The sequence below is a fragment of the Rothia sp. P5764 genome (assembly GCF_048512965.1).
In the GTDB taxonomy this organism is placed as follows: Bacteria; Actinomycetota; Actinomycetes; order Actinomycetales; family Micrococcaceae; genus Rothia.
Genome location: NZ_JBLXXQ010000001.1, coordinates 317523 through 343261, shown reverse-complemented (window position 1 = coordinate 343261; position 25739 = coordinate 317523). Strand labels below are relative to the sequence as shown.

Here is a 25739-nt window from a genome sequence, read left to right as displayed (position 1 = left end):
AGATGAAGAAGATTATGACCGTTTATGGTACTCGTCCCGAGGCCATTAAGGTTGCCCCGGTTATTAAGGCGCTTGAGGCGTCTGAGAAGTTTGAGTCGATTGCTGTAGTGACCGGGCAGCACCGGGAAATGCTTGATCAAGTCAACGCGCTGTTTGGTATTGAGCCCGTTGAGGATCTCAATATTATGTCTGCCGGCCAGGGCTTGAACGGCATTGTTGCACGGGTGATCACAGGCGTTGACGCTATTTATGAGAAGTATGCCCCTGATGCGGTGATTGTGCAGGGTGATACCTCAACGGTGATGGGTGCTGCTGTGGCTGCCTTTAATCGGCAGATTCCGGTGGTGCATCTTGAGGCTGGTCTGCGCTCGGGCGATATCAATTCTCCTTTCCCGGAGGAAGCCAACCGTAAGCTGACGAGTCAGATTGCTGCCCTTCATCTTGCTCCTACAGATGAATCAAAAGCTAATCTGCTGCGAGAGGGCGTTAACGGGGCCGATATCGTAGTAACCGGTAACTCGGTGATTGATGCCTTGCTGACCACGGTTGAGAAGACTATTGAGTTTGAGGACGCCGCAGTGCAGCAGGTAGTTGAGAGCGGCTCCCCGATGGTTCTGGTGACCACTCATCGCCGGGAGAACTGGGGTGAGCCTATGGAACGTATCGGTCAGGCTGTTGCTGAACTAGCCCGTAAATTCCCCGACTTCACTTTTGTTTTCCCTGCCCATAAGAACCCGCTGGTGCGTGAGGCTGTTCTGCCTTCGTTGGAGGGCTTGCAGAACGTCATCGTAACGGAGCCTCTTGCATATGCCGAGTTTACTCACGTCATGAAGGCTGCTCACCTGGTGCTGACTGACTCAGGTGGGGTGCAGGAGGAAGCTCCGAGCTTGGGAAAGCCGGTACTGGTACTTCGTGAGAATACTGAACGCCCTGAGGCTGTCGAGGCCGGTACTGTACGTCTAATCGGTACTGAGCTGGAACGGATCGTTTCTGAGGTTTCTGCCCTGATTGAAGATAAGGCTCATTACGCTTCGATGGCTAATGCCGTGAACCCCTATGGCGATGGTAAGGCTGCTGAGCGTACGGTAGCAGCACTTGAAGCCATGTTCGGTGTGGGTGAACGCCTGGAGGATTTCTCATCCTAGCTGCCTGTATAGGTGAGAGTCTTTTAGCGCGAATGCTCTAGCAATAATCAAGGGTTGCCCCGGTATGAACCGAGGCAACCCTTGATATATGGGGTGGGCAGAGAGTTAGCCCTATTGCCGGTAGACAGCCTGCAGGAGCTCTTCTTCAGATAGGGCGTAGTAGGTCTTTTTACGGGTGAGGAAGAAGACCATGCCAAGAATGGCCCACAGGAGAAGGGCGAATAGAGATTCTTTACCGAGCTGGCCCGGTGAACCCGGAAGCAGCAGAAGTAGCAAGAAGCCAAGGGAAAAAATGCAGCCTAGAAGCCCAAACCACTTCATACCGGCTCTCGGGGCATCATGAGAGCTCATACCGAAAACTCGGCCCTTTTTACCGATGGCATAAGCACAGTAGCAGGTGTAGAAGTAAGCAACAGAGATACCCACACTGGTCATATCTACAATCCATGAAAGAGCTGAACGTCCGAACCAGGGGGAGATAAGGCAGAGGGCCGCCACGGAGATAATAGAAACCTTGGGGGAGTTAAACTTCGGGTCAAGGCGGGCAAAAGCTGAGGGAATCATCTGAGCCCGGCCCATGGTGAGAAGCACTCGGCTTGATGAAACGTAGAAGCCATTGAGTCCGGTGAGCACACCCATGCTGGCTGAAACTACCATGAGAATGAGACCTATAGGGCCAATTAGATCAGCAATGGCGGTAGCGGTAGGCCAGCTATCGCTTGCGTAGGCATCGTGATTCTTGCCGACTGCGAAGGTGACGGCAAACATCATGACCAGGTAGATGGCTGTGGCAGCGAAAACACCCCACATGAGTAGGGCGAAGGCTTTCTTGGGGCTGAAATTGAACTCACCGGCGAGCTGGGGAACGCTGTCAAAACCTACGTAAGCCCAGGGCGCAAACGCGACGATAGTGAAGACTGCAACCCAGGGTGATACCCCCTCGGGAAAAACGGCTGGGAGTTCTAGACCACGGGTGAAGAAGATAAGAGCGCTGGCTATAAAGATAAAGACTACGCCTAGGAGGAGTAGCAGGACCGCAAAGAATTGGAATCGCCCTGAGAAAGCGATTCCGCGAATATTAAGAACCGCAAAAATAATCAGGAAGAGTGACGCGGTGATGACCTCGGGCAGGTAGATATCCCAGCCAGCCAAGCTGTAGAGCTTATAGTTCATAAATAATTGGGGCAAAGTTACTCGGAAAACTAGAGTGACAGCTGAGGCGTTGAGAGCCACAATGCCGGCATACCCAAGCGTAAGACACCAGCCCGCAATAAAGCCGTGCAGCCGACCTAAACTTGAGAGGGCAAAGGCGACTCCGCCGCCAGCGACCGGTAGTTTTTCAATAACGTTGCCGTAGCTTACTGCGATAACGGCGATAATCAGACCGCCTATGATGAAGCCGATGGTTGTTCCGGCAAGACCACCCTCTGCACCCCAATCGAAAGGGAGAATGAAGGCACCCCAGCCAACGGCTGAACCCAAGGCCATAGCGAACGCCCAGCTGGGCTTCATTGTTTTTTCAAGTCGTCCGTTTACAGGAGACGCAGTATCTGATGGGTTTACCATGAGGTCCTTGTAGAAATAGAGAGTGAACTGACTGTCAGTTTATCGCTTCCCGATTGTTACAATGAAGCGGTGAGAGAAAATTCCTTAGTAGCACCCGATGGAGGGCACGTTCATGGAAAGTAGCGTTTTCCCCGTTTCATCAAGGGATATACCGGTCTTTGCACGAGGGTTTTATCTGACCCGTAGTGCAGACCAGGTGGTTGTTCCTGAGACCTATGAGAACCAGCCGCTGGGAGATACTTGGAGCTATTTTCATGATTTTCTAACCAGCCCATCAGTGGCCCGAGACGGTGCGGCTTTTCTTGTTATACACGGTAATTTTGAGTCGCTTCAGACGTTTGCCCGAGATCAGGTTGCAGAGGTCGCTCTCGCAAAGTTTCGGAAGAATCAGCAAGACTTCTATGAATTCTTAGATGATCTGGTCGGGCGTTGGGCTATGTTTGTTTCGCTGGACGGTGAGAACCTAGAGGTCTTTCACGACGCCTTTGGCAGCAGGGTTGTCTACTACGACGAGCTAACGGGGGATTTATCGTCTCATGTTGACTTTATCGCCCGTAACAGAGGGTATGTAGATTTAGGCAACGGTACTTATTATCAGGCCGTCTCTGCAAATTTCGACCAGACCAAGAGTGAGCATATTTATGCGCTTATTCCTAACCACCGCCTTTCAATCAACGGTGAGGCTGTCGAGACTAGACGGTACTGGCCCCGCTATGAGAACCCCTACACCAGCTTGTCCCATGAGCAGAAGATAGAGAAGCTGATGACCTACTGGGGGTCCGTAGTCCAGCAATACACCCGCGATTATGACTCACTGGTTTTTTCTCTTTCAGGCGGTGAGGATTCCAGAGCCAACCTAGCTATGGCCTCTGACTATCTCGATCAGTTTGAACTTTTTACCTACGCTACTCACCGCACCGATGGTGAAAGCTACTGGTATAAGTCGATCCGAAAAGACTATGAGATTGTTCAGCAAATCGTTGGCATGGTTCCTGCCAACCACCGTTTCATGTTTAGGGAGGAATCGACTCTTGAGGCCGAGCCTCAGCTGAGTCAGGTCGTTGATATCAACACAACAGGTCAACACGGAAAATGGTTGCTACCACTCTATAGACAAGAGTTTCCGGGCATGAGACACCTGCATATGCGAGGTACCCTCTTTGAGATTGGTAAGGCTCTCTACCATGACCTCAAAGATCAGGGGGAACTTGAGGATATGAAGCGCCTGTTTGACCTCCACTCCCGAAAATCCCAGCAGGATCAAGCCCTCAAAGATGCATTCTTTGCTGAAAAGGTTGCGCGGCTGGAGCTAGAACCTAAGCACTATCGCTCTTATCTGCCCTCAGATATCTTCTACTGGGAGATGCGCCAAGGCCGCTGGTTCAGTGAGACCCTCAATGAGTCAGACCTGGCCTTCGACTCCTTCATCCCCATTAACTGCCGCCGCATTGTGATGTTGTTGCTCTCCTTCACCCTCAGTGAGCGTAGAGCGTCTTTCATCTTCGATGAGCTCATTAACCGTACCTACCCGGTACTGAACTTTATCGGTAAAAATAATCTTAAGAATCTCTATGAGCAGGTACGAGATAGCGGCAGAGTAGGTTTTTATACCGTCCCATCACGGGTTGTAATGCACTATTCCTCAAATGGTGCGCAGTATCGAGAAGCTGTGCTGCCCGATGCTGAGTCTACCTTTGGGATTCCACGCGGAAAGTTTACTGAGGGTAACTACGTTACTGCCCGGTACGTTGCTACGGCTCCTATGCCCCGGGCTGTTGTACGGTGGCAAAGCCCCTACCAGAAGGCAGCCGGTAGAGGAGTCTTCGAGTATAGGGTTTATAAGAATGGTATTTTGATGCTAACCCAAGATGGAGCAGAGACAGCTGAAGTGACAGAGTTCGGTATAGGTGACCTGCGCCCTGGTGATAATGTGCAACTAGAAATTCGGGTTCTGAAATCCCAACAGAGTAACTCGTGGCCTGCTGCATCTCGCGTTGAGATGTTTGATGTCGTTTCCTTGTAGAGAAAAGAGCTTTTTGCGATGTATAGCAAAGATTTGATTTCGCCCCTGAAACGCGGCTACCGCAAGGCTGTGAGGGTATGGGAACAGGCTCCGGAGGTATCGCGGGACGCTCTTAACGCTCTGGAGAAAGCTGATAGCTTCAAGCAGAAGAAGCAGTGGGAGAAGGCCCTCGAAAACTACCGCCTGTACCTGATGGAGAAACCAGATGACGTTTCTGCCAATATGCAGGTTGCCTATGCCTACCTTGCCCTTAACCTGCCGGGTGCAGCTTACGAGGCGATTCGCCGCGTGCTTCTCGTCGATCCTTCTCACCCCGCTGCCTTTGAGCTGTTCTTAGATTTGGCAGAGCGGGTCAAGATGGACGCCAAGTTGCGTAAGTATGTGGTTCGTTCCTTTAGCGAGCACGTGACTGAGCGGCCTGAGCGTTGGCTTGATGCAAGCGACCTAGTCATATCGCTAAATATGGAGGTAGCGCTCCAAGCTTTTGCTGCATCACCCGATGATTTGATTCGAACCTTGGGCAAACTCTCTTTGCTGGGTACCTCTAAGCCGCAAGACCAGGAACTGATTCTTGTGGCTGCTGGGCAAAAGCGGAACGAGGCGCTTCTGCGCTATAACTTAGCAAAAGGGCGCTATAGTGTGGCTCTTAAACAGCTGGCCAAGATGGAACCTGCTGAAATTCCTCTGCCCCCTCTGCGTATTGCTATTCGTGCAACCCACCGTAAGCAGAAGACCTCGGTGGCTATACAGCTCGTTAATGTTTATCTCAAGGCAGCTCCTACAGATAGCTGGGCTAATAGCAAGAAAGCCACGCTCAATACTGAGTTGCAGGAATCTAAGATAGGGAAGGAACGAAACGAGGTTCTAAATAACGGCTACCGGAACCTGCAGGTGAGCCGTCTGCAGAGGCCGGTTCCCACGGTTGAGCGGAATTCGACCGGGCTTTATCTACTGCACAACTCTCTGCCTTATAACTCTGCAGGGTATGCGACTCGGTCCCACGGAATTATCCGGGGTCTGAGGGAACTTGGCTGGGATATGCGTGGTGTAACCCGCCCGGGCTACCCATTTGATCGTCCGGAAACTAAGGTCGATGCACATCGGGTTATTCCTCCCCTCGATGTGGTGGACGGGGTACCTTATCACCGCTTGACGACTGAACGGGAATCTGTCCCTCGTGCTCCTTTTAAGCCCTATCAGGAGACCTATACCCGGCGCTTGGTGCAATTGGCTAAGAGACAAAACGTCGGACTAATTCATGCGGCCTCTAACTATTGGAACGGTATTTCTGGAGTGATGGCTGGGCGACAGCTAGGCGTGCCGTCTGTCTATGAGGTACGCGGGCTCTGGGAAATTACCCGTATCTCGCGTGAGCCTGAGTGGCTCAATACTGACGAGTATCGGTTTATGGCTGAGATGGAGGCTGAGGCTGCTCGTCATGCTGATGTGGTTCTCTCCCTGACTCGTGCTTTGAAAGAGGAGCTGATTTCTCGCGGAGTTGACGGGAACAAGATTACGATTGCTCCCAATGGCGTGGACCCTGAGCGCTTTGTGCCTCGTGAGCCTAACCTGCAGATGAAGCAGCAGCTGGGGCTGGGCGATGCTCCGACGATTGGGTACGTTGGCTCAATTTTGGACTATGAAGGTATTGATACCCTACTGGAGTCGATTGCTTTGTTGCGCGATACGGGATTGGACTTTAATGTGCTGATTGTGGGCGACGGGTCTTTCTACGAGAGCGCTTTGGAGCTTGCCCGAAGCCTGGGACTTGATGATTTCGTAAAATTTACGGGGCGGGTGCCCCATGAGGACGTCGAGGACTATTATTCTCTGATTGATATTTGCCCTCTGCCTCGTCATGGCCTGCCTGTGTGTGAGATGGTCTCGCCTTTGAAACCTTTTGAGGCGATGGCGATGGGCAAGGTCGTCGTTGGCTCTAATGTGGATGCCATTGATGAAATTATTACTCCCGGTGTGAACGGTTTGCTGAGCCAGAAGGATAATCCGCATGATTTGGCCTTACAACTGGAGCAGCTGGTGAAGGCTCCTGCTGATGTTCGAGAACTTGGTCATTCTTCACGTGCTTGGGTAGTTGAGCACCGAAGCTGGAACTCGATTGCAGGTATTATCGACCAGGCCTATGAAGCTGCAGGAATCATAGAATAGGTAATATACTGAAGCGCCTCGTAGTGACGAGGCGCTTCAGCTTACTCCCGGATATGTTTTACAGTTCTCCCCTAAGAAGTGTATTTAATGGATTGACTTAAAGTGCTTAAAGATTCAAATGAGTCAGGGATACAAATTTTTCGTAATATCTCAGTAAAGATTTCCTTATTAGGCCCTACATGTCCCTTGCCAATAAAAGGCGTAACGACTTCAACGTTATTAGAAGGGTGAAGATGGTCGAGGAAGGGAATCATGTGCCGATTCACATGGTAGCTATCACCTGAATTTTGAAGGTAGATAATCTTTGAATCGATGGGGTCCTTATAAGCATCGACTACCGAGCTTCGAAAAGGTATGGAGTCTTCACTGGTCATGCCCCAGGCCGTCTCGAGGTATCTATCAGAGACTGGCTTATAGTAATTAAAAATATTGGTTTGAGGGTTAGAAACTATTGCTGTTACCCCGTTTTGTAAGCGAATAGTTTGTTCGAGAGCTGCAAAACCTCCTCCGGAGGCGCCAAATAGAACAACTCTCTGGGCTTGAACCAAGTGTTGAATAATTTCCGCAATATCATTCTGTAGGGAGGGTTGGTGCATATTTCCTGCATACCATCCCAGGCGAAGTTCGGTGTCGAGGATGAGGGACGGATCTGAAAAAAAGAGCCGGTTAACTTTCATATTGCGAGTCACGCCCATGCCCGAGTAGGCAGGAAGATTCTCGACGTTAGGTGAAACAGCGCCGTGAAAGGATACTAGGGTAGTTTTTGCTCCACGGTCGTGGTAGTAGAAGTGTAACGGTATACCGCTGGGGTATTGAACTTCTACTGATCCATTTTTGGGTGGGGGAGACGATAGTAAATCTTTCAAAGAGTTGAATCTTGAGGGTTCTCCAGTGAACCTAATGCCACGTTTGGTCAAAATTTCTCTTCCTTATGTGCTCGCATACTTACTGATATAGATGTGGGCTAGGCGAAAATTTTTTTCTGCCTAGCCCACTGATAGTGTGCGTTCTAGCGCCAGATTCCCTTGGTGTCTACAATTTGTTTACCTGCTAAAGCTGTAGCTGCAACAGTCTTAAACTCATCGTGGTCAACCAGTAGAACTACGATATCTGCGCGTTCAATTGCAGTTTCGTAGTCGGCAAACTCAACGTTATCAATACCCTCAAGCTTCTTAGGCAAGGCAGAAACATTGGGCTCAACCGCGATAACAGTACCGTGACCAAACTCCACTGCGAGACGCTTCGTAATATCCATAGCAGGCGACTCGCGCAAGTCATCAATATTCGGCTTAAAGGCCAAACCAAGAGCCGCAATCACCGGCTCTGGAGAAGAGCCAGCAGCTTCCTTCACCTTTGAAATAACCCACTCAGGCTTACCATCGTTCACTTCACGCGCGGTGCGAATCAGGTTTGAGTTCTCACGGTCGGTTGAGACAATGAACCAGGGGTCAACAGCGATGCAGTGACCACCAACGCCGGGGCCCGGTTGCAAAATATTCACACGAGGGTGCTTATTCGCTAGGCTGATAAGCTCCCATACATCGATACCAAGCTTGTCAGAAATCAGCGAAAGCTCATTTGCAAACGCAATATTGACATCGCGGAACGAATTTTCGGTTAGCTTAGCCATCTCAGCGGTAACATCGTCTGTTGCTACCAGCTCACCAGTGCAGAAAGCTCCGTAAATCTCCTTGGCAATTTCAGTAGCCTTTGCGGTTTGCCCGCCAATAATACGAGAGTTAGTGATGAGCTCTTCCATAGCGTAGCCAGGCAGAATGCGCTCGGGGCAGTAAGCGAAGTAGATGACCGGCTTACCTTCAGGGTTTTCGGTACCATCAGCAACAAGGTCGGGGCGAAGCTCAAGAACCTTGGCTGCAAGCTTTTGAGTAGTCTTGGGGGGAGAAGTGGACTCAAGGATGATAAGCTCATCACCCTTGAGCTGGGGCGCAATATTCTCAGCGGCAGCCATGATATACGACAGGTCCCCCTCATAGTTCTCCTTGAAAGGAGTGGGAACCGCAATGACGTAAACATCAGCGTGGGGCATCTCTGTGGTTGCTTTAAGATTTCCAGAAGAAACAGCCTTCTGTAGCTGTTCCTCAAGCCCCGGCTCAACAATGGTAACCTCACCACGGTTAATGCGCTCTACATTAGCGGCATTGATATCAACGCCGGTGACCTTAAGGCCATGGTTAGCCATTACAACGGCTGTCGGCAGACCGATATAGCCGAGGCCTACGAAAGCTACAGTACGAGTGGACAAGAGTTTCACCTAACGAGTTGTCTGGGCGAAGATGAATCGTAGGACGGAACCATCAACACCCGTTGAATTGTGTATGTTAATGCCCTGTCCATTCTACGCGCAAAACGGTTCTAGACCTCAGGCGACGGCGCAAAAAAGAAATATAGAACACAGAAAGCCAATACAATAAGACCCTAGCTAAACATCTCACCTTGAAAGAAGTAGGGCGGCAACAATGGATAAAGTCTACGAAGTGTTTCAGTATGTTCGTCGAGGAGCCTGGCACCTACGTACTGGTGGGGGTTCAACAGCTTAAGGCTTTCAAAACCCGGCAAAACACTGTTCGGGGTGCAGATGCCCGCCCAGCTATCAATAGACTGTCGCCCTTACAGAGGATTTTTTTCACGATTCCCCAGTGATTACCTTAGACTTTCCCGCATTAGAAGCCTCCCCTAAACCTCCTACCTTCGATGATGTACATGTAGCCACAATTCTCGATGACTTCTATGAAACTGCGTGGGGTTATGAGTTTACAACCTACCCTCTAAAACCAGATTCTTGGGAACATACCCTTCAAGCAAACCCCATTGATCTACTGTTGGTCGAATCTGCCTGGGCTGGTAGCAACGGCGTCTGGCGCTACAAACTGACCGGTGAGAACGCTCCTGCCTCAGAACTTCTTGATCTCACTAACTACTGTAAAAGTAAAGGGATCCCCACCGTCTTCTGGAACAAAGAAGATCCTCCCCACTTCGAAGATTTTCTTGAAACGGCCAAACTGTTTGATGCGGTTTTCACATCAGATACCAATAAGATACCCGATTACCGTCAAGCACTAGGGCACAGCCGGGTGGAGGCTCTCTCCTTCGCCGCGCAAGAAGCAATCCATAATCCCATCCGCCCTAACCACGGGTATCACGAGCGGGATATAGCGTTCGCCGGTATGTATTTTGCCCACAAATACCCTGAACGTCGCGAACAAATGGATCTTCTTCTCGGAGCTGCCTACTCTGCATCAGAAAAAATGCAAACGGGGCTGGAAATCTTTTCGCGATTCTTGGGCGATAATCCTAACTACCAGTTCCCAACTCCCTACAACACACGAGTCGTGGGCTCTCTCCCTTACCCCAAAATGCTCACCGCTTACAAGGTCTTCCTCAACGTCAACTCGGTAACAGATTCACCCAGCATGTGTGCCCGTCGGGTATTCGAAATTACCGCCAGCGGTACACCCGTAGTCACCACACGATCCGAAGCCATACCCCGCTTTTTTGACCCTGCCGAAGGGCCTGTGGTTGATACCCGGGAAGAAGCCCGCCACGTACTAGCTGCATTGGTCCAGTCGCCATAGCTGAATAACCGTACAACCCACCTGGCTCAAAGGAAAATCTGGGAACATCACACCTATTCTCATCGTGCTGCACAGATTCTATCCACGGTGGGTAAACAAGGAGAGGAACGCCTTAAACTACCGAGTGTTTCGGCTCTTGTATCTCCCAATAGGCTACAACAAATTGATCATATCTTTGAGACCGTGCAGGGTTTGCCAAGGTCGAGCTAGAACTCAACCTACTCACCCACGGGTTTGAATTACCGTTCAAAGAGCTCAAAGCCCGAGCAAAAGATAGCGGTGTTGCTCTTAACGTGAGGACAGCAGACACGAACCAGTCGTTAGGAGCTTGCCTCAATCAGCTTGTTCAGGGCGCTGGTGGTGACGTGCTGACCAAAATGGACGATGATGACCTCTACGGAGAAAACTACCTGCGAGATCTTCTCCATGCACTACGTTTTTCGGGCGCAGATATCGTCGGCAAACAGGCCCATTACATGCATCTTGCACGTACTAACGCAACTATTTTGCGTAACCCAGAACGAGAACACCGGTGGACTACCTTCGTTGCCGGTCCTACTATTACAGGAAAACGAGAGGTCTTCCTAGATACTCCCTTCGCCCATAAAAACCGCGGTGAAGCCACAACTTTCCTTGAAACCGTTGCTGGCTCAGGTGGTCGTATTTACTCAGCAGACCGGTACAATTTCACTCAAATGCGATCGGTCGATATACGCGAGCACACTTGGGACATCGGAGACTCAAATCTTCTAGCTACCGGTGAGCTTAAATTTTATGGGTTAGGAACTGAACATATCATGTTCTAAGCCTTTTACCATAAACTCAAAACATCAACAGTTAGACCGCCTTTACCTAAGAGAAAGACCTAACGGTGACAGAGTCACCGCGAATCTATGTTTATGGTTCCTGCGTTGCCCGGGACACCGTCGCTGCTCTGCCTACCGGAAGCTACACCCTGGCAGGGTACACAGCCCGCCACTCCGTACTCTCCGAAGGTAGCGACGCCAGCGCGAAACTACCGGCCAGTCTCGGTCTCAACTCAGCCTTTCAAGAACGTATGGTCCGTGACGACTGGGCAGGAACCCCTCTTGAACATCTCTTTCCACGAGCAGAAACCATCGATGTATTTCTCTGGGACCTTACCTACGAGCGCCACGGCGTGCACTGGTTCATGAGCGGAGAAATCATCACCCGCTCCATCGACCTCATTCATTCTCAGCCAGCTCTTGAAGCTCTTGAACCCCACACCCACGTAACTTTTGGAAGTGACGAGCATTTTGAAGCCTGGAGCGAAAAAGTCACCAACTTCGCTCACCGGCTAGACGACACCGGCTTTTTAGAACGCACCCGCCTACTACGCATCAACTGGGCTGAAACAACCCCAGACGGGCAACCCACACCCGCATCCATGGGGCTCAGCGCCGCCCAAGCAAACCGCCTCTACACCCGCTATTACGAGCACCTAGCTGCCGCCGGCGTCCGCACCATCACTGTACCTGCCGATATCACCTACGCTGACCCCAACCACCGCTGGGGTCTAGCCCCCTTCCATTACACCCCAGAGGTCTACCAGTACGTCATCAACCAGCTTAGGGCAGAAGGCTACCGTATCTAACCCACAGCTCTAGAAAGAAAAGGAAACCTTCACAATCGTCCCACCGCGCATGAAAGTGGCGCTGGTTGCCTTATGTCGTGATAACAGCACTACATAAGGCAACCAGTGCCTTAAACCTGGCAGCTAGCTCCAGGAGCTGTAAAAGCGTAAAACCTACTTGTAGGACCCCAGGAGCACAGCGGCACCGCCGTCTACGCCCTTAGCGCCCTGCAGATAGTCGGGGTTAGCCTTATGCTGGCCGGTATCGGCCTCAACGGTGCCCAGAACCCAGCTGGGCAGGCCCCGCTGGTTGAGCCGGGCAACAGCGGCATCGGCCACCGAGGGGTCAACCACGGCAATCATGCCCACACCCAGGTTGAGGGTGCGCTCAAGGTCAGCCTGGGGCACAGAACCCAGCTCCCCGATCAGACGGAAGATAGCCGGAATCTCCCAGGTGGAGCGATCCACCAGACCCACGGTACCTACCGGCAGAACGCGTGCCAGGTTAGCGGCAAGACCGCCACCTGTCACATGCGAGAAGCCACGGATACCGGAACCGGTCTGGCCGTCCTCACCGTTGACGGGGAAAGCCTCAATCAGGTCCAGGCAGTCAGCAGTGTAAATGCGGGTAGGCTCCAGAAGTTCCTCACCCAGGGTACGGCCCAGCTCGGGGACCTGCCGCTGGTACTCCCAGCCCGCAAGAGAGAGCACCTTACGCACCAGTGAATAGCCGTTGGAGTGAATACCGGAAGACGCCATAGCAATCAGGACGTCGCCCTCGCTCACCCGGTCGGGGCCCAAGAGCTCATCGGCTTCAAGGATGCCGGTCGCAGCGCCGGCAAGATCGTATTCGTCCTCAGCCAGCAAGCCGGGGTGCTCAGCGGTTTCACCACCTACCAGGGCGGTACCCGCCAAAGAACAGCCCTCAGCCACACCGCGCACAATATCGGCAATACGCTCGGGCACAACCTTGCCGGTTGCGATGTAGTCGGTCATAAAGAGCGGCCTGGCACCGGTTACCACGATGTCATCAACCACCATGCCCACCAGGTCATGCCCAATGGTGTGGTGGATATCGAGCTTCTGCGCAATAGCAACCTTGGTACCCACACCGTCGGTGGAGGTTGCCAGATAGGGCTTCTTATAGCCCTTGAGCACCGAGAGATCGAACAGGCCAGCAAAGCCACCCACGCCGCCTACTACACCGGCACCGTGGGTTGCTTTAACAGCGTCTTTCATGAGTTCAACGGCGCGGTCACCCGCTTCAACATCAACCCCCGCCGAAGCGTAGGTAACTGCGTTCTGGTTTTGGCTCATCAGCCTGCCTCTCGGTCGGTGCCGCACTCAGCGGCAGGGCGTGTGTCTTGGGGGAGTACCAAATCTTCAAGCTCAGCGTCGGGGCCGGGCTCGCAGCCTGGCCGTGCAGGTTGCGACTGCTGGGCCGGTTCCTCAAATTTTTTTTCCAGTGAACGGGACCCGGCCCGAGTCTCAAGAGAAATAGCCTGGGCGTGGTCAGGCTTATGGGCTACTGGGCGTTCTACCGTCACCTCAGCAGCAGTTCCTGCTAGGGGGCCACCGGCGACCTTGTCCAGAATAGATTTACCGCGTCGGTCCTCATGCGGAAGCTCAATAGGATACTTACCGGTAAAGCAGGCAGTGCACAGGCGCTCGCGGGGCTGCTCGGTGGCTGCAATCATGCCATCTTCGGAGATATAACCCAGGGAATCAGCACTCAGCGACTGACGAATCTCATCAATGGTCAGCCCGTTAGCAATGAGTTCAGAGCGAGAGGCGAAATCAATACCGTAGAAGCAGGGCCACTTGACCGGAGGCGAAGAAATTCGAATGTGAACCTCCTTGGCTCCTGCCTCACGGAGCATCCGTACCAGGGCGCGCTGGGTATTGCCACGAACAATCGAGTCATCAATAACAACCAGGCGCTTACCCTCAACCACCGAACGCAGAGGGTTCAGCTTAAGGCGGATACCCAGCTGCCGGATAGTTTGAGAGGGCTGAATAAAGGTACGGCCAACGTAGGCATTTTTGACCAGGCCGTTACCGAAAGGAATACCAGACTCCTGGGCATAGCCAATAGCCGCAGGCGTTCCGGACTCCGGTGTGGGCATGACCAGGTCAGCTTCAACCTTGTGTTCACGGGCAAGTTGGCGGCCCATTTCCACCCGGGATTCGTAGACGCTTCGACCGGCAATCGTAGTATCGGGGCGGGCCAGATAGACATACTCAAAGACGCAACCGGCGGCTTGAGCTGAAGCAAACCGCTGGGAACGTAAACCGTCCTCGTCAATGGTGATGAACTCACCGGGTTCGACTTCTCGCACCAGGGAGGCGCCCACAATGTCGAGGGCGGCAGTTTCAGAGGCAATGACCCAGCCTCGATCCAACCTACCCAAGACCAGAGGACGGACCCCCTGCGGGTCACGCGCGGCATATAGGGCCTGTTCGTCCATGAAAACCAGGCAGAAGGCCCCCGACAGGGTGGGCAGTAAGTCCAGTGCCGCTTCTTCTAAGCTCTCGAAGCTGTGTTCTTTCAGGAGCGCCGTAACAAGCGCAGTATCGGTGGTGTTACCCTGGGCCAGTTCACCACGTTCGGGGCGTTTACCCCCATTTTTTGCCAGGAGTCGGTCGTAGAGATCAGCCGAATTTACCAGGTTACCGTTGTGGGCCAGGGCCAGGGTCCCGTGCGGGGTATCCCCTAGAGTGGGCTGGGCGTTCTGCCAGATATTGCCACCGGTAGTGGAGTAACGGCAGTGCCCGATGGATAGATGCCCCTGCATAGCATTGAGGGTGGTCTCATCGAATACCTGGGATACCAGACCAATATCTTTATACACGCTGAGGTGCTTGCCGTCGCTGGTTGCGATACCGGCAGATTCCTGGCCTCGGTGTTGGAGGGCATATAGGCCGTAGTAGGTAAGTTTTGCGACATCTTCGCCGGGAGCCCATACACCAAAGACACCACATTCATCTTTGGGGCCGTGGTCTACAGGGTCCAGGTCGAAGGAGAGCTTTCCGTCAGGACGAGCCAAGGTGGATTTTCCATCTCTTCTGTGGTGGTTATCTCGCCTTCACGCCTGGGATAAACGTGAGCGAGCGAACATTCCTAGTGTACCTGTCTGCGACCTAGGTGATAACAGGTATCCACATCTATGAAGAGAGTGTCGCCAAGAAACCCTTAGTCTTTGGTACTGATAGCTTTGTAGGTGGTGGTATGCCGGATTGAACGACGCTCCAGCAAGAGAGCCAGGCCGATGGCTGCTGCGGTACAGAGGGTGCCAAAGATAACGGCCATGACCCCGAAGACCGCTGCAAAGGTGTAGCTAGGGTTCTCCGGGCCCAGCGCGGTGACCACAAAAGCAACAACCAGGCCAATGAGCAGACCGGTGATAGCGAAGGCAGGCAAGGAGGGAGCTCTACGCACAGTAAGCTGGGCTCGCTCAGGTGCTGTGGCCGGTGAGAAGTGCTGGCCGGGGGCGGCCTGCTTATCCTGCTCAGTAAGGGGAGCCTGCGGCTCGGTGGGCTGACGGAATTTAGATAGAAGACTCATAGACACCAACGATACCAAGGTTTATCTTTCCGGGAGCGCGGCTAGAAGAGGGGCAGGCGCTCGCTGAGGTCTGATCGTAAACCCGAAGCAGAAATTTTAGAAAGAACCTGCTCCCAGCGGACCAGCCCCAGAGCAAGGCAACACCAGGTGTGGGCATCTGTTTCGACCACGTTGGGCGGAGTGCCGCGGGTGTGCCGTGGCCCGGCAATGCACTGGGTAACCCCGTAGGGGGGAACGCGTACCTCAACCGAATTTCCCGGTGCCAGGGTGGCCAGTTCCTCTAGGGAATAGCGGACAGCGGTGGCCCGCACCGACCGGGGTAGGGCGGCAAAGGCCTGGGTTCTTTCACCGTCGCTTGTGCCTGTGGTGAGCGCTAACCGTACCTGGGCCAGGGCGGCGGCACCGTTTTGCTCCGATATTTTGCGGCGGATAGCCACTAGAGCAGTCCCTCAAAAGCCCTGCCCGGTTCGATGGCTCCCACGGCAGCGCCACCACCGGTAATGGGGAAAGTTGTTGCGGCCACAGCCCGGTCCGCAAGCTCTTGTTCAAGATAGCCTGCTACCTGAAGGGCTCGGACAGCGGCCAGGGGAGCGGCACGGTTGGAACCGTCCAAGATTTTCACGGCAACAGAGGCCCCGGACCGCAGGCCAATAGCCAGTACGCCTTCGGCACCGCGCTTGACCACGGCATCGAGCGCCTGACTCAAAAGGGTATCGGAGCTGTTATGGCCGTGGACGTACTCGGGGTAGTCCACCATTGCGGTGGCAACGGTGGCGGCGCGGGCATCGGCCTTAATGTTCTCCACCGCTGAACCCAGAGCGCTGTAGGCGCGTGCTAGGCCAGTGAGAGAAGTTGCACCGAGCGGGGCACCGCACCCGTCCACGGTAATGTGCTGGGGTTCCTCGCCGGTGAACTGCTCAATGGTGCGCATTACCAGCTCTTGGAGGGGGTGATCGGGGGAGAGATAGTCTTCGGTAGGCCAGCCCGACTTGACACAGCCCCACAGGAAGGCGGCGTGTTTACCGGAACAGTTAAAGGCCAGGCGCTGTTTGCCGTGACCCGCTTTCAGGAGGGCCTGGTAGCTAGGCTCATCGGTGGGCCAGGCCTGCGGGCAGAGCAGGTCATCTGCGCTCAGGCCGGCCTCGGCCAAGATGCCCTGGGCGACCGTCATGTGCTCAAAGGAGCCGGTGTGGGAGCCTGAAGCTAGGGCAATCTGTGCGCCCTGAAGCTCAGCGCCGGCGTTCATTGAGGCAATAGCCTGAAAGGGTTTGAGGGCAGACCGCGCGTAGATGAGCTCCTCCGGTGCCCCCAAGGCCAGGGCTGTATCACCGCTGGGGGAGAGCACCACCAGGGAGCCCACATGCCTGGTCTCTATAAAGTTGCCTCGGGTAATGACTGCGAGTTCTGCTGCGCTACCGGCCTGAAAAGTGTGCATGGTTCAAGTGTAGCGGGCAGTCCTAGCGAGCGGTGAGGTCAGGATATGAAAAAACCCGCTCAATATGTGGTAGGAAAGCCCTGAAAGGTATATAAAAACGTGACCTAGCCGGTAGCCTAAAAGAATGAAGGTTTTGGTCTTGGGCCCTGGCGGTCGCGAACACGCAATTATCCGAGCTCTCCTACGAGATTCTGCTGTCACTGAGATTCACTCAGCCCCCGGTAACGCCGGGATTGCAGCCGATGTCCCCGTTCACGCAATTGATGCTAATGATCCCCGGGCAGCTGTCGCACTTGCGACCGATCTGGCCGTTGATTTAGTGGTTATTGGTCCCGAAGCGCCCCTGGTCGCCGGTGTCTCCGATGCTCTGCGCGAGCAGGGCTTCCCCGTTTTTGGCCCCTCCAAAGCTGCTGCTCTGCTTGAAGGCTCTAAAGCTTTCGCTAAAGAAGTCATGGCAAGTGCCGGTGTGCCGACCGCTATGGCTCACATTGCAACTAACCGGGCAGAAGCCGAATCAGCGCTGACCTCTTTTGGTGCCCCCTACGTTGTGAAAGATGACGGCCTGGCCGCAGGTAAGGGCGTTGTGGTCACCGATGACTACGATACTGCGCTGGCTCATGCCGAATCCTGCTTTGCCGCCGGAGGTGGCGTAGTCATTGAAGAGTTCCTGGACGGCCCCGAAGTCTCCCTGTTTGTCATTTCAGATGGTGCTACCTGCCTGCCCCTGTCCCCAGCCCAAGATTTCAAGCGAATCTTTGACGGCGACCGTGGCCCCAACACCGGTGGCATGGGGGCCTACACCCCACTGCCCTGGCTCCCCGAAGGCTTTGTTGAAGATGTTATTGAACGGGTCGCCCAGCCCACCGTCGATGAGATGGCCCGTCGCGGAACCCCCTTTGTGGGCCTACTCTACTGCGGTCTAGCCGCTACCAGCCGCGGTATCAGGGTCATTGAGTTTAACGCCCGCTTTGGCGACCCCGAAACCCAGGTCGTTCTGGCCCGTCTGCGCACCCCGCTCGGTGCTCTACTTCTTGCCGCCGCTAAGGGTGAGCTACCTGCTGACTTCGCGCTTGACTGGGACCCCCGGAGCGCCGTGGACGTTGTTATTGCCTCCCAGAACTACCCCGATACCCCGCGCAAGGGTGACCCCATTAGCGGCCTTGCAAGGGCCGCCGCCCCGGAGAACGTGCACATAGACCACGCGGGCACAGCCAGCGTGAACGGCGAGACCGTGACTGCCGGTGGCCGCGTCTTAGCCGTGGTTGCCCTGGGCGAAACCCTTGATCAAGCACGCCAGGCCGCCTACGCTGGGGTCCAAGAGATTTCGTGGGAAGGCGCTCAATACCGTACCGATATTGCCCTGGCCGCTGTCAAAAACCGGATCACCATTCCCACCCCCTAAACTGCTGCGAGTGACTGCCCACCGTACCCACCGGCGGGCAGTCACTCCTTTATAGCTTCATTTACCCCACATGCTCACCCACAGGAGAACGCGATGAACCATACCCCTCTTGATATTCCAGGCTGGAAGCACGTTTACTCTGGCAAGGTACGCGACCTATATATCCCCGCCGAAGATACCCAGGATGTCACAGGTATCAACCTTAAAGACGATGCTGAATTACGTGCCGGTGCCGTGATGGTGGTTGCCTCCGACCGCATCAGCGCTTTTGACCAGGTACTGCCTACCGAGATCCCTGACAAGGGGAAGATTCTCACCCAGATATCCCTCTGGTGGTTTGACCAGCTTAAGGGGGTACCCAACCACGTGCTTTCCACCGATGTCCCCGAGGTTGTTGCTGGTCGCGCTATGATTTGTAAGTCACTGAACATGTTCCCGGTAGAGTGCATCGTGCGTGGATACCTGACCGGCTCCGGGCTGGCCTCCTACCAGAAGACCGGCAAGGTCAATGAGTACGAGCTACCTAGCGGACTGGTCGATGGCTCCCGTCTCGAACCGGCCCTGTTTACCCCCACCGGCAAAGCCGAAGTAGGGGAGCACGATGAACCTATCACCCGCCAGGAACTCGATGAAGAGGTGGGGGAGGCTATCGCTGACCGCCTGCAGGAGCTGACCCTCTACGTCTACGAAACCGCCGAGAAAATTGCCCGTGAACGGGGCATCATTCTGGCCGATACCAAGATTGAATTTGGTACAGACTCCTACCGGGGCGAAATTACCCTGGGTGATGAGGTCCTGACCCCCGACTCATCGAGGTTTTGGGATGCCACCGACTACGAGCCCGGCCGCCCACAGGCATCTTTCGACAAACAGTATGTGCGCGACTGGCTCAAGAGCGAAGAATCCGGCTGGGATGGCCTTGGCCCCGTGCCGGAGCTACCCGCCGATGTTGTGGAAAAGACCCGTGCCCGCTACATTGAAGCCTTCGAACGGCTGACCGGGCAGGAGTTTGTAGCCTAGCGGCTCGGCTTACAGGGGGAGGGAGTGCTCTAGGCTCTCTCCCCTTTGCTATGACATAGGTGTTGCGGGCTTAGGCCAGGTCACGGACCTTGCGATGATAGTCGGCGTGGGTAGCGCCAATCTCGGAGAGCGCATAGAACCAGCGGATATGTTCTGTCACGTGCATTTGTGCAGCTTGGGCATTGCCTGCTGCTACGGCCTTGTAGATGGCCCGGTGCTGTTCTTGGAGCCTGGATTTGGTGCTAGCCCAGTCCTCCAGGTAGGGCACGGCCTCCTGCACGTAGCTGACGGTGGCCAGATGAAGTGAGTCGATAACGGTATCCATAACGATGTTGCTCCCCAGCGAGGAAATCTCGTAGTGGAAACGCGTATCGCAGAAGTGGAAACGCTCATCGGAGATGTCGTCTCTATCCATCTCTTCGAGGTAGCGGCGGGCTGTTGCTAAAGACTCGGCGTGCTCGGGCAGGTGGGCCTGGGTGGCGGCTTTAGCCGCCGCCTCACCTTCGAGCAGAACACGGGTGCTGACAATATCTGCCACCGGTAGGGTGCGGGTGGCGATATGCATGCGTAGAGCCCAGCCCAGCGCGTCGGAAGGCTGAGAAACGACGACAGCACCGGATTTAGGGCCTGAGCCAACACCGGAACGGATTAGACCCACAGCGCTGAGAATACGCAGGGCTTCACGGACTGAGGCGCGGGAGATGCCGTACTCTTCGGCCAAGCTCCGTTCACCGGGGAGCCGGTCACCTAGGCGGAGCTGGCCGTGGCGTAGCCGGTTTTCAATGGATTCAAGCAGAGCAGTGTAAGTGGGTTCTTTGTCTTTCACGCGCTGACTTTCGGTTTGGGAAGGGCCTGGGGTAAGGGAAAGGGCGGGCAGTACAGGCTCTTGATGCCGGTACTGCTCCGCCCTTATGGGGTTACTGAGTGCTACCTCAGCGGTGGGCTACTAAAACTTAGTGGCCACCGGTGATGTAAGGCTCAACAAGAACCCCGCTGAGAACGGTTGCCTGCAGGAAGACCAGAAGGCAAACCGCCAGGAGCAAGATGAGAGACCAGCCAAGAACTGCCTTGAAGATTTCGGACTCCCGGCCTTCCATATCAACCGAGGTAGCGGCGATAGCAAGGGACTGGGGCGAAATCATCTTACCGACAACACCGCCGGTGGTGTTAGCAGCCAGCATGAGCTCGGGGTGAGCACCGGTCATACCGTTAGCCTGCAGATGTTCAGCCGCGGTGACCTGGAGCTTGGAGAAGAGGGCGTTAGCTGAGGTATCTGAACCGGTTACAGCGGTGCCGACCCAGCCCAGCATGGGAGCCAGGAAGGCGTAGGCAACACCCAGTGAGGCAACGTACTGACCGATAGCGACGGTCTGGCCGGAGTAGTTCATGACATAGGCCAGGGCCAGAACCAAGGCGATGGTTACTGCTGACCAGCGCATCTTGTAGGCAACAGCACCGATTTCCTTGAAAGCATCACCCAGGGAGATCTTGTACTTGCCGTTTTCGTTGAAAATGGAGTAGAGAACCGCAACGATGATGCCCGAGATCAGCAGGTAGGTACCGGGGTTGCTCAACCAGGGCCAGGCGTAAACGGTCTTGACGGGCTCGCCTGAGGCGGTGAGCAGACGGTCTTTGAGCAGGGGCATATCGAAAGTGATCGCGGTGCTCTTGAGCCACTTGGCAACATCATCGATTAGGTTGGCCAGACCAAAGATGATCACAACAACCAGGTAGGGCATAAGCGCCATCCAGATACGACGACCGGGCAGGTGCTCAGCTTCGATGGGACCGGTGATACCGTAGCGCTCCCGGACGCCCTCAACACCGCGGGGCTTGACGAAGCGTAGGAAGACAACAGCCGTAGCGATGGAGACGATGCAGGCGATAACATCGGTTAGCTGGTAGACGAAGTAGGTTGCGGCCCACCACTGAGCGATAGCGAAGGAAGCGCCGATAACCGCTGCGTGCATCCAGGCATCCTTGAGACCCTGAACGCCGTCCAGGATCCAGAGCAGGATGAAGGGGACGAAGAAAGCGATGAAGGGAGCCTGGTGGCCAACGATTGCTGCGATATCGGCTGCTGACTTACCGCCAACATCACCTGCGGTGGTAATCGGGATAGCGACAGCACCGAAGGCAACGGGTGCGGTGTTAGCAATCAGAACGGTGGTAGCTGCCTTGAGGGGCTTGACACCCAGGGCCAGAATCATGGTTGCGGTAATTGCAACGGGGGCGCCGAAGCCAGCCAGAGCTTCGAGTAGGCCGCCGAAGCAGAAAGCAATCAGGATGGCCTGGATGCGTAGGTCGCCGCCGCCGATCAGGTCGAAGGTACGGCGCAGGTCTTCAAAGCGGCCTGAGAGCACGGTGATCTGGTAGAACCAGATAGCCATGAGAATAACCCAGACAATGGGGAAGATGCCGTAGATACCGCCACGGAAAGCGGACATGCCGGCCAAATCCCAGGGCATACCGAAGCCGAAGACGGCAACGAGGATAGCAACGAGAAGTGAGACCAAGCCTGAGACGTGGGCACGAGCCTTGACGCCTAGGAGCATGATAAAGAATGCAAGTAGCGGCAGGGCTGAGACCAGGGCGCTCAGCGCGAGGCTACCACCGACTGCGTCGGTTACAGCGGTATAGGTATTTTCCACTGCGTCCTCCTTATGTGATGTGTGGTGAGTGCTCCTGCCCTAAGCTGCGGGGAGAAGCCAAAAAAATTTGTGGTCTAACCGCATGTGGTCAGACCATTGTTTTCGGGCTCTACGATACATGAGACTTCTCACGCTCACCAACTTTTGAGGGAATAAATTTTTGTCACCTTCCGTTCCTGTGGCTTTCTACTCCCTTGGCCGCCTCCAGGCTTCTTGCTTTGTTGTTTCAGGTGAGATTGTGTGTTCTATGGGGGGTGGGTAGCCTTCTTGCCTCCGTCCCTGACTTCTGCCAGGGGAGGGCAGGGCAAGGTTATCTTATTTTGCACAAGAAAATATGACCTATTTAAAGTATTAAAATCTCTTATTTATCGTGTTAAATGAAGGATAAAGAAGCCAATCGAACGGGCATCTGCCTGTCTAGCCTTTCCCATCACGAAGTCCGTGTTTTTCACCTGCCCGTGTTAGGCCTCAGGCAGGCTCACTGCCACACTGAAGAAGAGAGAAATTAAGATGCGTGTCGCACTGTTTTCAACGTGCATCGTCGACGCAATGTACCCCAGGGTGGCTCAGGCTACTGTAGACATTCTGGAAGGTCTCGGTCACGAGGTTGTTTTTCCGCAGGGTCAGACCTGCTGTTCCCAGATGCATGTCAACTCGGGCTACTTTGACGATGCTTATCCCATTGTCAAGAACCACGTAAAGTCCTTTGAAGAATGGGATTTTGATGCGATTGTAGCGCCCTCTGGCTCCTGCGTTGCCTCTCTGGGGCACCAGCAACCCATGATTGCTGAGCGTGCAGGCGATACCGCCACCGCTCAGGCCGCTACTTCATTGGCCGCTCGTTCCTTTGAGCTCTCCCAATTCCTGATTGATGTCTGCGGTATTACCAATGCTGCCGAGCAGCTGGGCTCCTACTTCCCCGAGAAAGTCACCTACCACTCATCCTGCCACGGCATGCGTCTGCTGGGTCTGGGCACCCGCCAAGAAGACCTCATCCGCACCGTCGAAGGCTTGGAGTACACCCAGATTGAAGGCCTGGATCAGTGCTGTGGCTTCGGTGGCACCTTCTCCTTTAAGAATGCTGACACCTCCGGCGCAATGGTTGCCGACAAGGTCGAAAACATTGAAAAGACCGGTGCTTCAGTTTGCACCGGTGGCGACGCCTCCTGCTTGATGAACATTGGCGGCGCCCTCTCCCGCAAGGACTCAGCTGTGCGCACCGTACACTACGCCGAGATCCTAGCATCCACCAAGGACAACCCGCTCAAGGTCGATGGCCCCGTTGCTGTCACCGCAGGAGGTAAATAAACCATGTCAAGCACCGCACTCGGTATGCCCAAAGTCCGTCACGGCGTGGGCAATATCTTCGAATTTGAGCCCTTCCCTGAATACGCAGAACGTGAGCTTCAGAACGAGCAGCTGCGCTCCAACCTGGGTTTTGCCACCCATAAGATTCGCAACAAGCGTGCCGCTGTTATCTCGGAGCTATCAGACTGGCAGGACCTACGCACCGCCGGTTCCATGATCAAGCAGAAGGTCATGGCCAACCTAGACACCTACCTGGAAGAATTTGAGCGTAACTTTACCGCCAAGGGCGGTCATGTCCACTGGGCACGCGATGCCCATGAGGCCAACGAGATTGCCCTCAAACTGATCCAGGCTGAAGGCGTCACCGAGGTCAACAAGATCAAGTCCATGGCGACCGCAGAAACCGGCCTCAACGAGTTCCTCGAAGAGCACGGTATCTCGGCCATCGAGACCGACCTGGCAGAAGAAATCGTCCAGTTGGGCGATAACGACCGCCCCTCACACATTCTGGTACCCGCCATTCACCGCAACCGTACCGAAATCCGTGACATCTTCCTCAAGAAGATTGAGGGCGTCAACCCCGACCTGAGCAACGACCCTGCTGAACTGGCCGAGGCCTCACGTTTCCGTTTGCGCGAAAAGTTCCTGACCAATAAGGTCGCTATCTCCGGTGTAAACTTTGGTATCGCCGATACCGGCACCATGACCATCGTGGAGTCCGAAGGTAACGGCCGTATGTGCCTGACCCTGCCCGAAACCCTGATTACTTTCATGGGTATCGAGAAGATTCTGCCCACCGTTCAGGACTACGAGGTCTTCCTCCAGCTCCTGCCCCGCTCTTCTACCGGTGAGCGCATGAACCCCTATACCTCCATGTGGACCGGTGTCACACCGGGTGACGGCCCCCAGAACCTGCACGTTATCCTTATGGACAACGGCCGTACCGCAGCGCTGGCTGACCAGGTAGGCCGCCAGGCTCTGCACTGCATCCGCTGTTCAGCCTGTATGAACGTCTGCCCCGTGTACGAACGGGCAGGTGGCCACGCCTACGGGTCCACCTACCCCGGTCCCATTGGTGCTATCCTTTCACCCCAGCTGGGCGGCATTGAGAACGAACATAACGCGACCCTGCCTTTCGCCTCATCGCTGTGCGGTGCCTGCTATGATGCTTGCCCCGTCAAAATCAACATCCCCGAAGTGCTGGTTCACCTGCGCGGTAAGGCTGTGGACGCCGAAAAGGCTCAGGGCGAATTTGCCGGTGGCAAGAAAGACCGCCACCTGCAGATGGATGCCATGATGTTTGGCGCTAAGAAGCTCTTCTCCTCGGGCAAGATGATGGCACTGGCAACCAAGGGTCTGCCTGCCTCCAAGCTGATTACCGGCAAGAATCATAAGATCACCAAGCTCCCCGGTATTGTGGGCGGCTGGACCGACTACCGTGACATTCCTGAACCCCCCAAGACCTCCTTCCGTAACCAGTGGAAGAAGGAACGCGGGCAGGCTCCCCAGCGTGTAGCTGGCGAGCGTGTTGATGTTCAGGCACTTATAGCCGCTAACCAGGCAAAGATCGCTGAGGCCCACGCTAACGCCGCGGCCGCTAACCCCATTGCCCCCAAGGAGGCTAACTAATGTCTGATGCAAAAGCAGAAATCCTGGGTCGCATCCGCGCCTCCCTATGGGACAGCCCTCAGCCCGCTGAACCTATCCGCAACTACCGCCGCGAGAGTGACAAAGGTATTGAGGAGATCACCGAGATTCTGATTGACCGCCTGGTTGATTACAAGGCCAATGTCTACCAGGAAACCGAGGAAACCATTGCCGAGCGTATCGCTGAGCTGCTGGGTAAGTCAGCTCGCTACGTGGTCCCCTCTGGCCTGAAGAGTCAGTGGCTGCCTGAAGACACCGCCGCCCGTTCCCGCATGGTGGATTCGGGCAACGCTAACAAGCCCGGTGCTCTGTCTGTGCGTGAACTCGACGCCGTTGACGCTGTGGTGACTTCATCCACCGTCTCCTGCGCGGAGACCGGCACTATTGCGCTCAACAGTACCGATCAGGAAGGCCGCCGCGCGATCTCGCTGGTGCCCGACCACCACATCTGCGTGGTTCCCCTGGATACTGTTGTGGAGCTGATTCCCGAGACTGTCTCCCGCCTGGATTTCTCCCGGCCTGTGACCTGGATTTCGGGGCCGTCAGCAACCAGCGATATTGAGCTGATTCGCGTGGAGGGCGTACACGGCCCCCGCACCCTGGATGTCATTATCCTCAAATAGG

21 protein-coding genes and 1 pseudogene are annotated in these 25739 nt (G+C 54.8%); 12 read left to right on the top strand and 10 right to left on the bottom strand.

Annotation, left to right across the window (positions count from 1 at the left end; all coding sequences use genetic code 11):
• Positions 1-2: 2 nt before the first annotated feature.
• Positions 3-1145, top strand: a complete 1143-nt coding sequence (wecB, locus tag ACN08Y_RS01575; protein WP_419111648.1) for a non-hydrolyzing UDP-N-acetylglucosamine 2-epimerase — start codon at positions 3-5, stop codon at positions 1143-1145.
• 111 nt (positions 1146-1256) lie between these two features.
• Here the strand turns inward: wecB and ACN08Y_RS01570 are convergent, their stop codons facing one another.
• Entirely contained in the window at positions 1257-2711 is a 1455-nt protein-coding gene (locus ACN08Y_RS01570; RefSeq protein WP_419111647.1) for an APC family permease, read from the bottom strand.
• Positions 2712-2823: 112 nt separating this feature from the next.
• On the opposite strand from ACN08Y_RS01570, the gene ACN08Y_RS01565 reads away from it, so the two are divergent.
• Together ACN08Y_RS01565 and ACN08Y_RS01560 are read left to right on the top strand one after the other, a co-directional pair.
• On the top strand, positions 2824-4734 hold the full coding sequence (locus tag ACN08Y_RS01565) for a hypothetical protein (protein ID WP_419111646.1): 1911 nt from the start codon (positions 2824-2826) through the stop codon (positions 4732-4734).
• Positions 4735-4752: 18 nt separating this feature from the next.
• Positions 4753-6900 (top strand): glycosyltransferase, encoded by a 2148-nt coding sequence (locus ACN08Y_RS01560; RefSeq protein ID WP_419111645.1) that lies wholly within the window; start codon positions 4753-4755, stop codon positions 6898-6900.
• Positions 6901-6971: 71 nt separating this feature from the next.
• On the opposite strand, the gene ACN08Y_RS01555 is transcribed toward ACN08Y_RS01560, so the two are convergent.
• Both ACN08Y_RS01555 and wecC read right to left on the bottom strand, forming a co-directional pair.
• Positions 6972-7817 (bottom strand): alpha/beta hydrolase family protein, encoded by an 846-nt coding sequence (locus ACN08Y_RS01555; RefSeq protein WP_419111644.1) that lies wholly within the window; start codon positions 7815-7817, stop codon positions 6972-6974.
• Positions 7818-7909: 92 nt separating this feature from the next.
• The gene (gene wecC / locus ACN08Y_RS01550) at positions 7910-9163 is read right to left on the bottom strand and encodes a UDP-N-acetyl-D-mannosamine dehydrogenase (RefSeq protein WP_419111643.1); all 1254 of its coding nucleotides are present in this window, start codon (positions 9161-9163) and stop codon (positions 7910-7912) included.
• A 394-nt stretch (positions 9164-9557) separates the two neighbouring features.
• Between wecC and ACN08Y_RS01545 the strand changes: the two genes are divergently transcribed.
• The 4 genes and pseudogenes from ACN08Y_RS01545 to ACN08Y_RS01530 all read left to right on the top strand — a co-directional run bounded on the left by ACN08Y_RS01545 (position 9558) and on the right by ACN08Y_RS01530 (position 12108).
• Positions 9558-10493, top strand: a complete 936-nt coding sequence (locus tag ACN08Y_RS01545; protein ID WP_419111642.1) for a CgeB family protein — start codon at positions 9558-9560, stop codon at positions 10491-10493.
• Positions 10494-10786: 293 nt separating this feature from the next.
• Positions 10787-10900 (top strand): annotated as a pseudogene (locus ACN08Y_RS01540) (hypothetical protein); the annotation flags it as partial.
• Positions 10901-10969: 69 nt separating this feature from the next.
• Complete coding sequence (locus ACN08Y_RS01535; protein ID WP_419111872.1) at positions 10970-11299, top strand: hypothetical protein; 330 nt, start codon at positions 10970-10972, stop codon at positions 11297-11299.
• A gap of 65 nt (positions 11300-11364) precedes the next feature.
• A complete protein-coding gene (locus ACN08Y_RS01530; RefSeq protein ID WP_419111641.1) occupies positions 11365-12108 on the top strand; it encodes a DUF6270 domain-containing protein in 744 nt (247 codons plus the stop codon).
• Between the two features lie 153 nt (positions 12109-12261).
• Here ACN08Y_RS01530 and purM read toward each other — a convergent pair whose 3' ends face one another.
• The 5 genes from purM to ACN08Y_RS01505 form a co-directional block, all read right to left on the bottom strand.
• Complete coding sequence (purM, locus tag ACN08Y_RS01525; RefSeq protein ID WP_419111640.1) at positions 12262-13404, bottom strand: phosphoribosylformylglycinamidine cyclo-ligase; 1143 nt, start codon at positions 13402-13404, stop codon at positions 12262-12264.
• Positions 13404-15134, bottom strand: coding sequence for an amidophosphoribosyltransferase (gene purF, locus ACN08Y_RS01520; protein ID WP_419104784.1), 1731 nt, complete (start codon positions 15132-15134; stop codon positions 13404-13406). The genes purM and purF overlap by 1 nt, the downstream gene beginning before the upstream one ends.
• A 146-nt stretch (positions 15135-15280) precedes the next feature.
• Positions 15281-15652: a hypothetical protein gene (locus tag ACN08Y_RS01515; RefSeq protein ID WP_419099140.1), complete on the bottom strand. Its 372-nt coding sequence runs from the start codon at positions 15650-15652 to the stop codon at positions 15281-15283.
• A gap of 41 nt (positions 15653-15693) precedes the next feature.
• Positions 15694-16089, bottom strand: coding sequence for a sterol carrier family protein (locus tag ACN08Y_RS01510; RefSeq protein ID WP_419104783.1), 396 nt, complete (start codon positions 16087-16089; stop codon positions 15694-15696).
• Positions 16089-17087 (bottom strand): asparaginase, encoded by a 999-nt coding sequence (locus ACN08Y_RS01505; RefSeq protein ID WP_419111639.1) that lies wholly within the window; start codon positions 17085-17087, stop codon positions 16089-16091. Before ACN08Y_RS01505 ends, ACN08Y_RS01510 begins: the two co-directional genes overlap by 1 nt.
• 124 nt (positions 17088-17211) lie before the next feature.
• Between ACN08Y_RS01505 and purD the strand changes: the two genes are divergently transcribed.
• Positions 17212-18489: a phosphoribosylamine--glycine ligase gene (purD, locus tag ACN08Y_RS01500; protein WP_419111638.1), complete on the top strand. Its 1278-nt coding sequence runs from the start codon at positions 17212-17214 to the stop codon at positions 18487-18489.
• A gap of 93 nt (positions 18490-18582) precedes the next feature.
• Positions 18583-19509 carry a phosphoribosylaminoimidazolesuccinocarboxamide synthase gene (locus ACN08Y_RS01495; RefSeq protein WP_419111637.1) on the top strand — a complete coding sequence of 309 codons (927 nt, stop codon included), beginning with the start codon at positions 18583-18585 and terminating at the stop codon, positions 19507-19509.
• A gap of 70 nt (positions 19510-19579) precedes the next feature.
• On the opposite strand, the gene ACN08Y_RS01490 is transcribed toward ACN08Y_RS01495, so the two are convergent.
• Together ACN08Y_RS01490 and ACN08Y_RS01485 are read right to left on the bottom strand one after the other, a co-directional pair.
• The gene (locus ACN08Y_RS01490; protein ID WP_419099145.1) at positions 19580-20335 is read right to left on the bottom strand and encodes a FadR/GntR family transcriptional regulator; all 756 of its coding nucleotides are present in this window, start codon (positions 20333-20335) and stop codon (positions 19580-19582) included.
• Positions 20336-20462: 127 nt separating this feature from the next.
• Positions 20463-22160, bottom strand: a complete 1698-nt coding sequence (locus ACN08Y_RS01485; protein ID WP_419104779.1) for an L-lactate permease — start codon at positions 22158-22160, stop codon at positions 20463-20465.
• Between the two features lie 510 nt (positions 22161-22670).
• Here ACN08Y_RS01485 and ACN08Y_RS01480 point away from each other — a divergent pair.
• From ACN08Y_RS01480 to ACN08Y_RS01470, 3 genes are read left to right on the top strand one after another with little or no spacing between them, the layout of a single operon-like run.
• Positions 22671-23468 (top strand): (Fe-S)-binding protein, encoded by a 798-nt coding sequence (locus ACN08Y_RS01480; RefSeq protein WP_419104778.1) that lies wholly within the window; start codon positions 22671-22673, stop codon positions 23466-23468.
• 3 nt (positions 23469-23471) lie between these two features.
• Positions 23472-25097 (top strand): LutB/LldF family L-lactate oxidation iron-sulfur protein, encoded by a 1626-nt coding sequence (locus tag ACN08Y_RS01475; RefSeq protein ID WP_419099148.1) that lies wholly within the window; start codon positions 23472-23474, stop codon positions 25095-25097.
• Positions 25097-25738: a LutC/YkgG family protein gene (locus tag ACN08Y_RS01470; RefSeq protein WP_419099149.1), complete on the top strand. Its 642-nt coding sequence runs from the start codon at positions 25097-25099 to the stop codon at positions 25736-25738. Before ACN08Y_RS01475 ends, ACN08Y_RS01470 begins: the two co-directional genes overlap by 1 nt.
• The last annotated feature ends 1 nt before the right edge of the window (position 25739 follow it).

Coding starts and splice junctions, on each gene's coding strand:
- ACN08Y_RS01535 (WP_419111872.1), top strand. CDS start 10,970: ATGCATCTTGCACGTACTAACGCAACTATTTTGCGTAACCCAGAACGA.
- ACN08Y_RS01475 (WP_419099148.1), top strand. CDS start 23,472: ATGTCAAGCACCGCACTCGGTATGCCCAAAGTCCGTCACGGCGTGGGC.
- purD (WP_419111638.1), top strand. CDS start 17,212: ATGAAGGTTTTGGTCTTGGGCCCTGGCGGTCGCGAACACGCAATTATC.
- ACN08Y_RS01480 (WP_419104778.1), top strand. CDS start 22,671: ATGCGTGTCGCACTGTTTTCAACGTGCATCGTCGACGCAATGTACCCC.
- ACN08Y_RS01560 (WP_419111645.1), top strand. CDS start 4,753: ATGTATAGCAAAGATTTGATTTCGCCCCTGAAACGCGGCTACCGCAAG.
- wecB (WP_419111648.1), top strand. CDS start 3: ATGAAGAAGATTATGACCGTTTATGGTACTCGTCCCGAGGCCATTAAG.
- ACN08Y_RS01565 (WP_419111646.1), top strand. CDS start 2,824: ATGGAAAGTAGCGTTTTCCCCGTTTCATCAAGGGATATACCGGTCTTT.
- ACN08Y_RS01470 (WP_419099149.1), top strand. CDS start 25,097: ATGTCTGATGCAAAAGCAGAAATCCTGGGTCGCATCCGCGCCTCCCTA.
- ACN08Y_RS01515 (WP_419099140.1), bottom strand. CDS start 15,652: ATGAGTCTTCTATCTAAATTCCGTCAGCCCACCGAGCCGCAGGCTCCC.
- ACN08Y_RS01505 (WP_419111639.1), bottom strand. CDS start 17,087: ATGCACACTTTTCAGGCCGGTAGCGCAGCAGAACTCGCAGTCATTACC.
- ACN08Y_RS01570 (WP_419111647.1), bottom strand. CDS start 2,711: ATGGTAAACCCATCAGATACTGCGTCTCCTGTAAACGGACGACTTGAA.
- ACN08Y_RS01495 (WP_419111637.1), top strand. CDS start 18,583: ATGAACCATACCCCTCTTGATATTCCAGGCTGGAAGCACGTTTACTCT.
- purM (WP_419111640.1), bottom strand. CDS start 13,404: ATGAGCCAAAACCAGAACGCAGTTACCTACGCTTCGGCGGGGGTTGAT.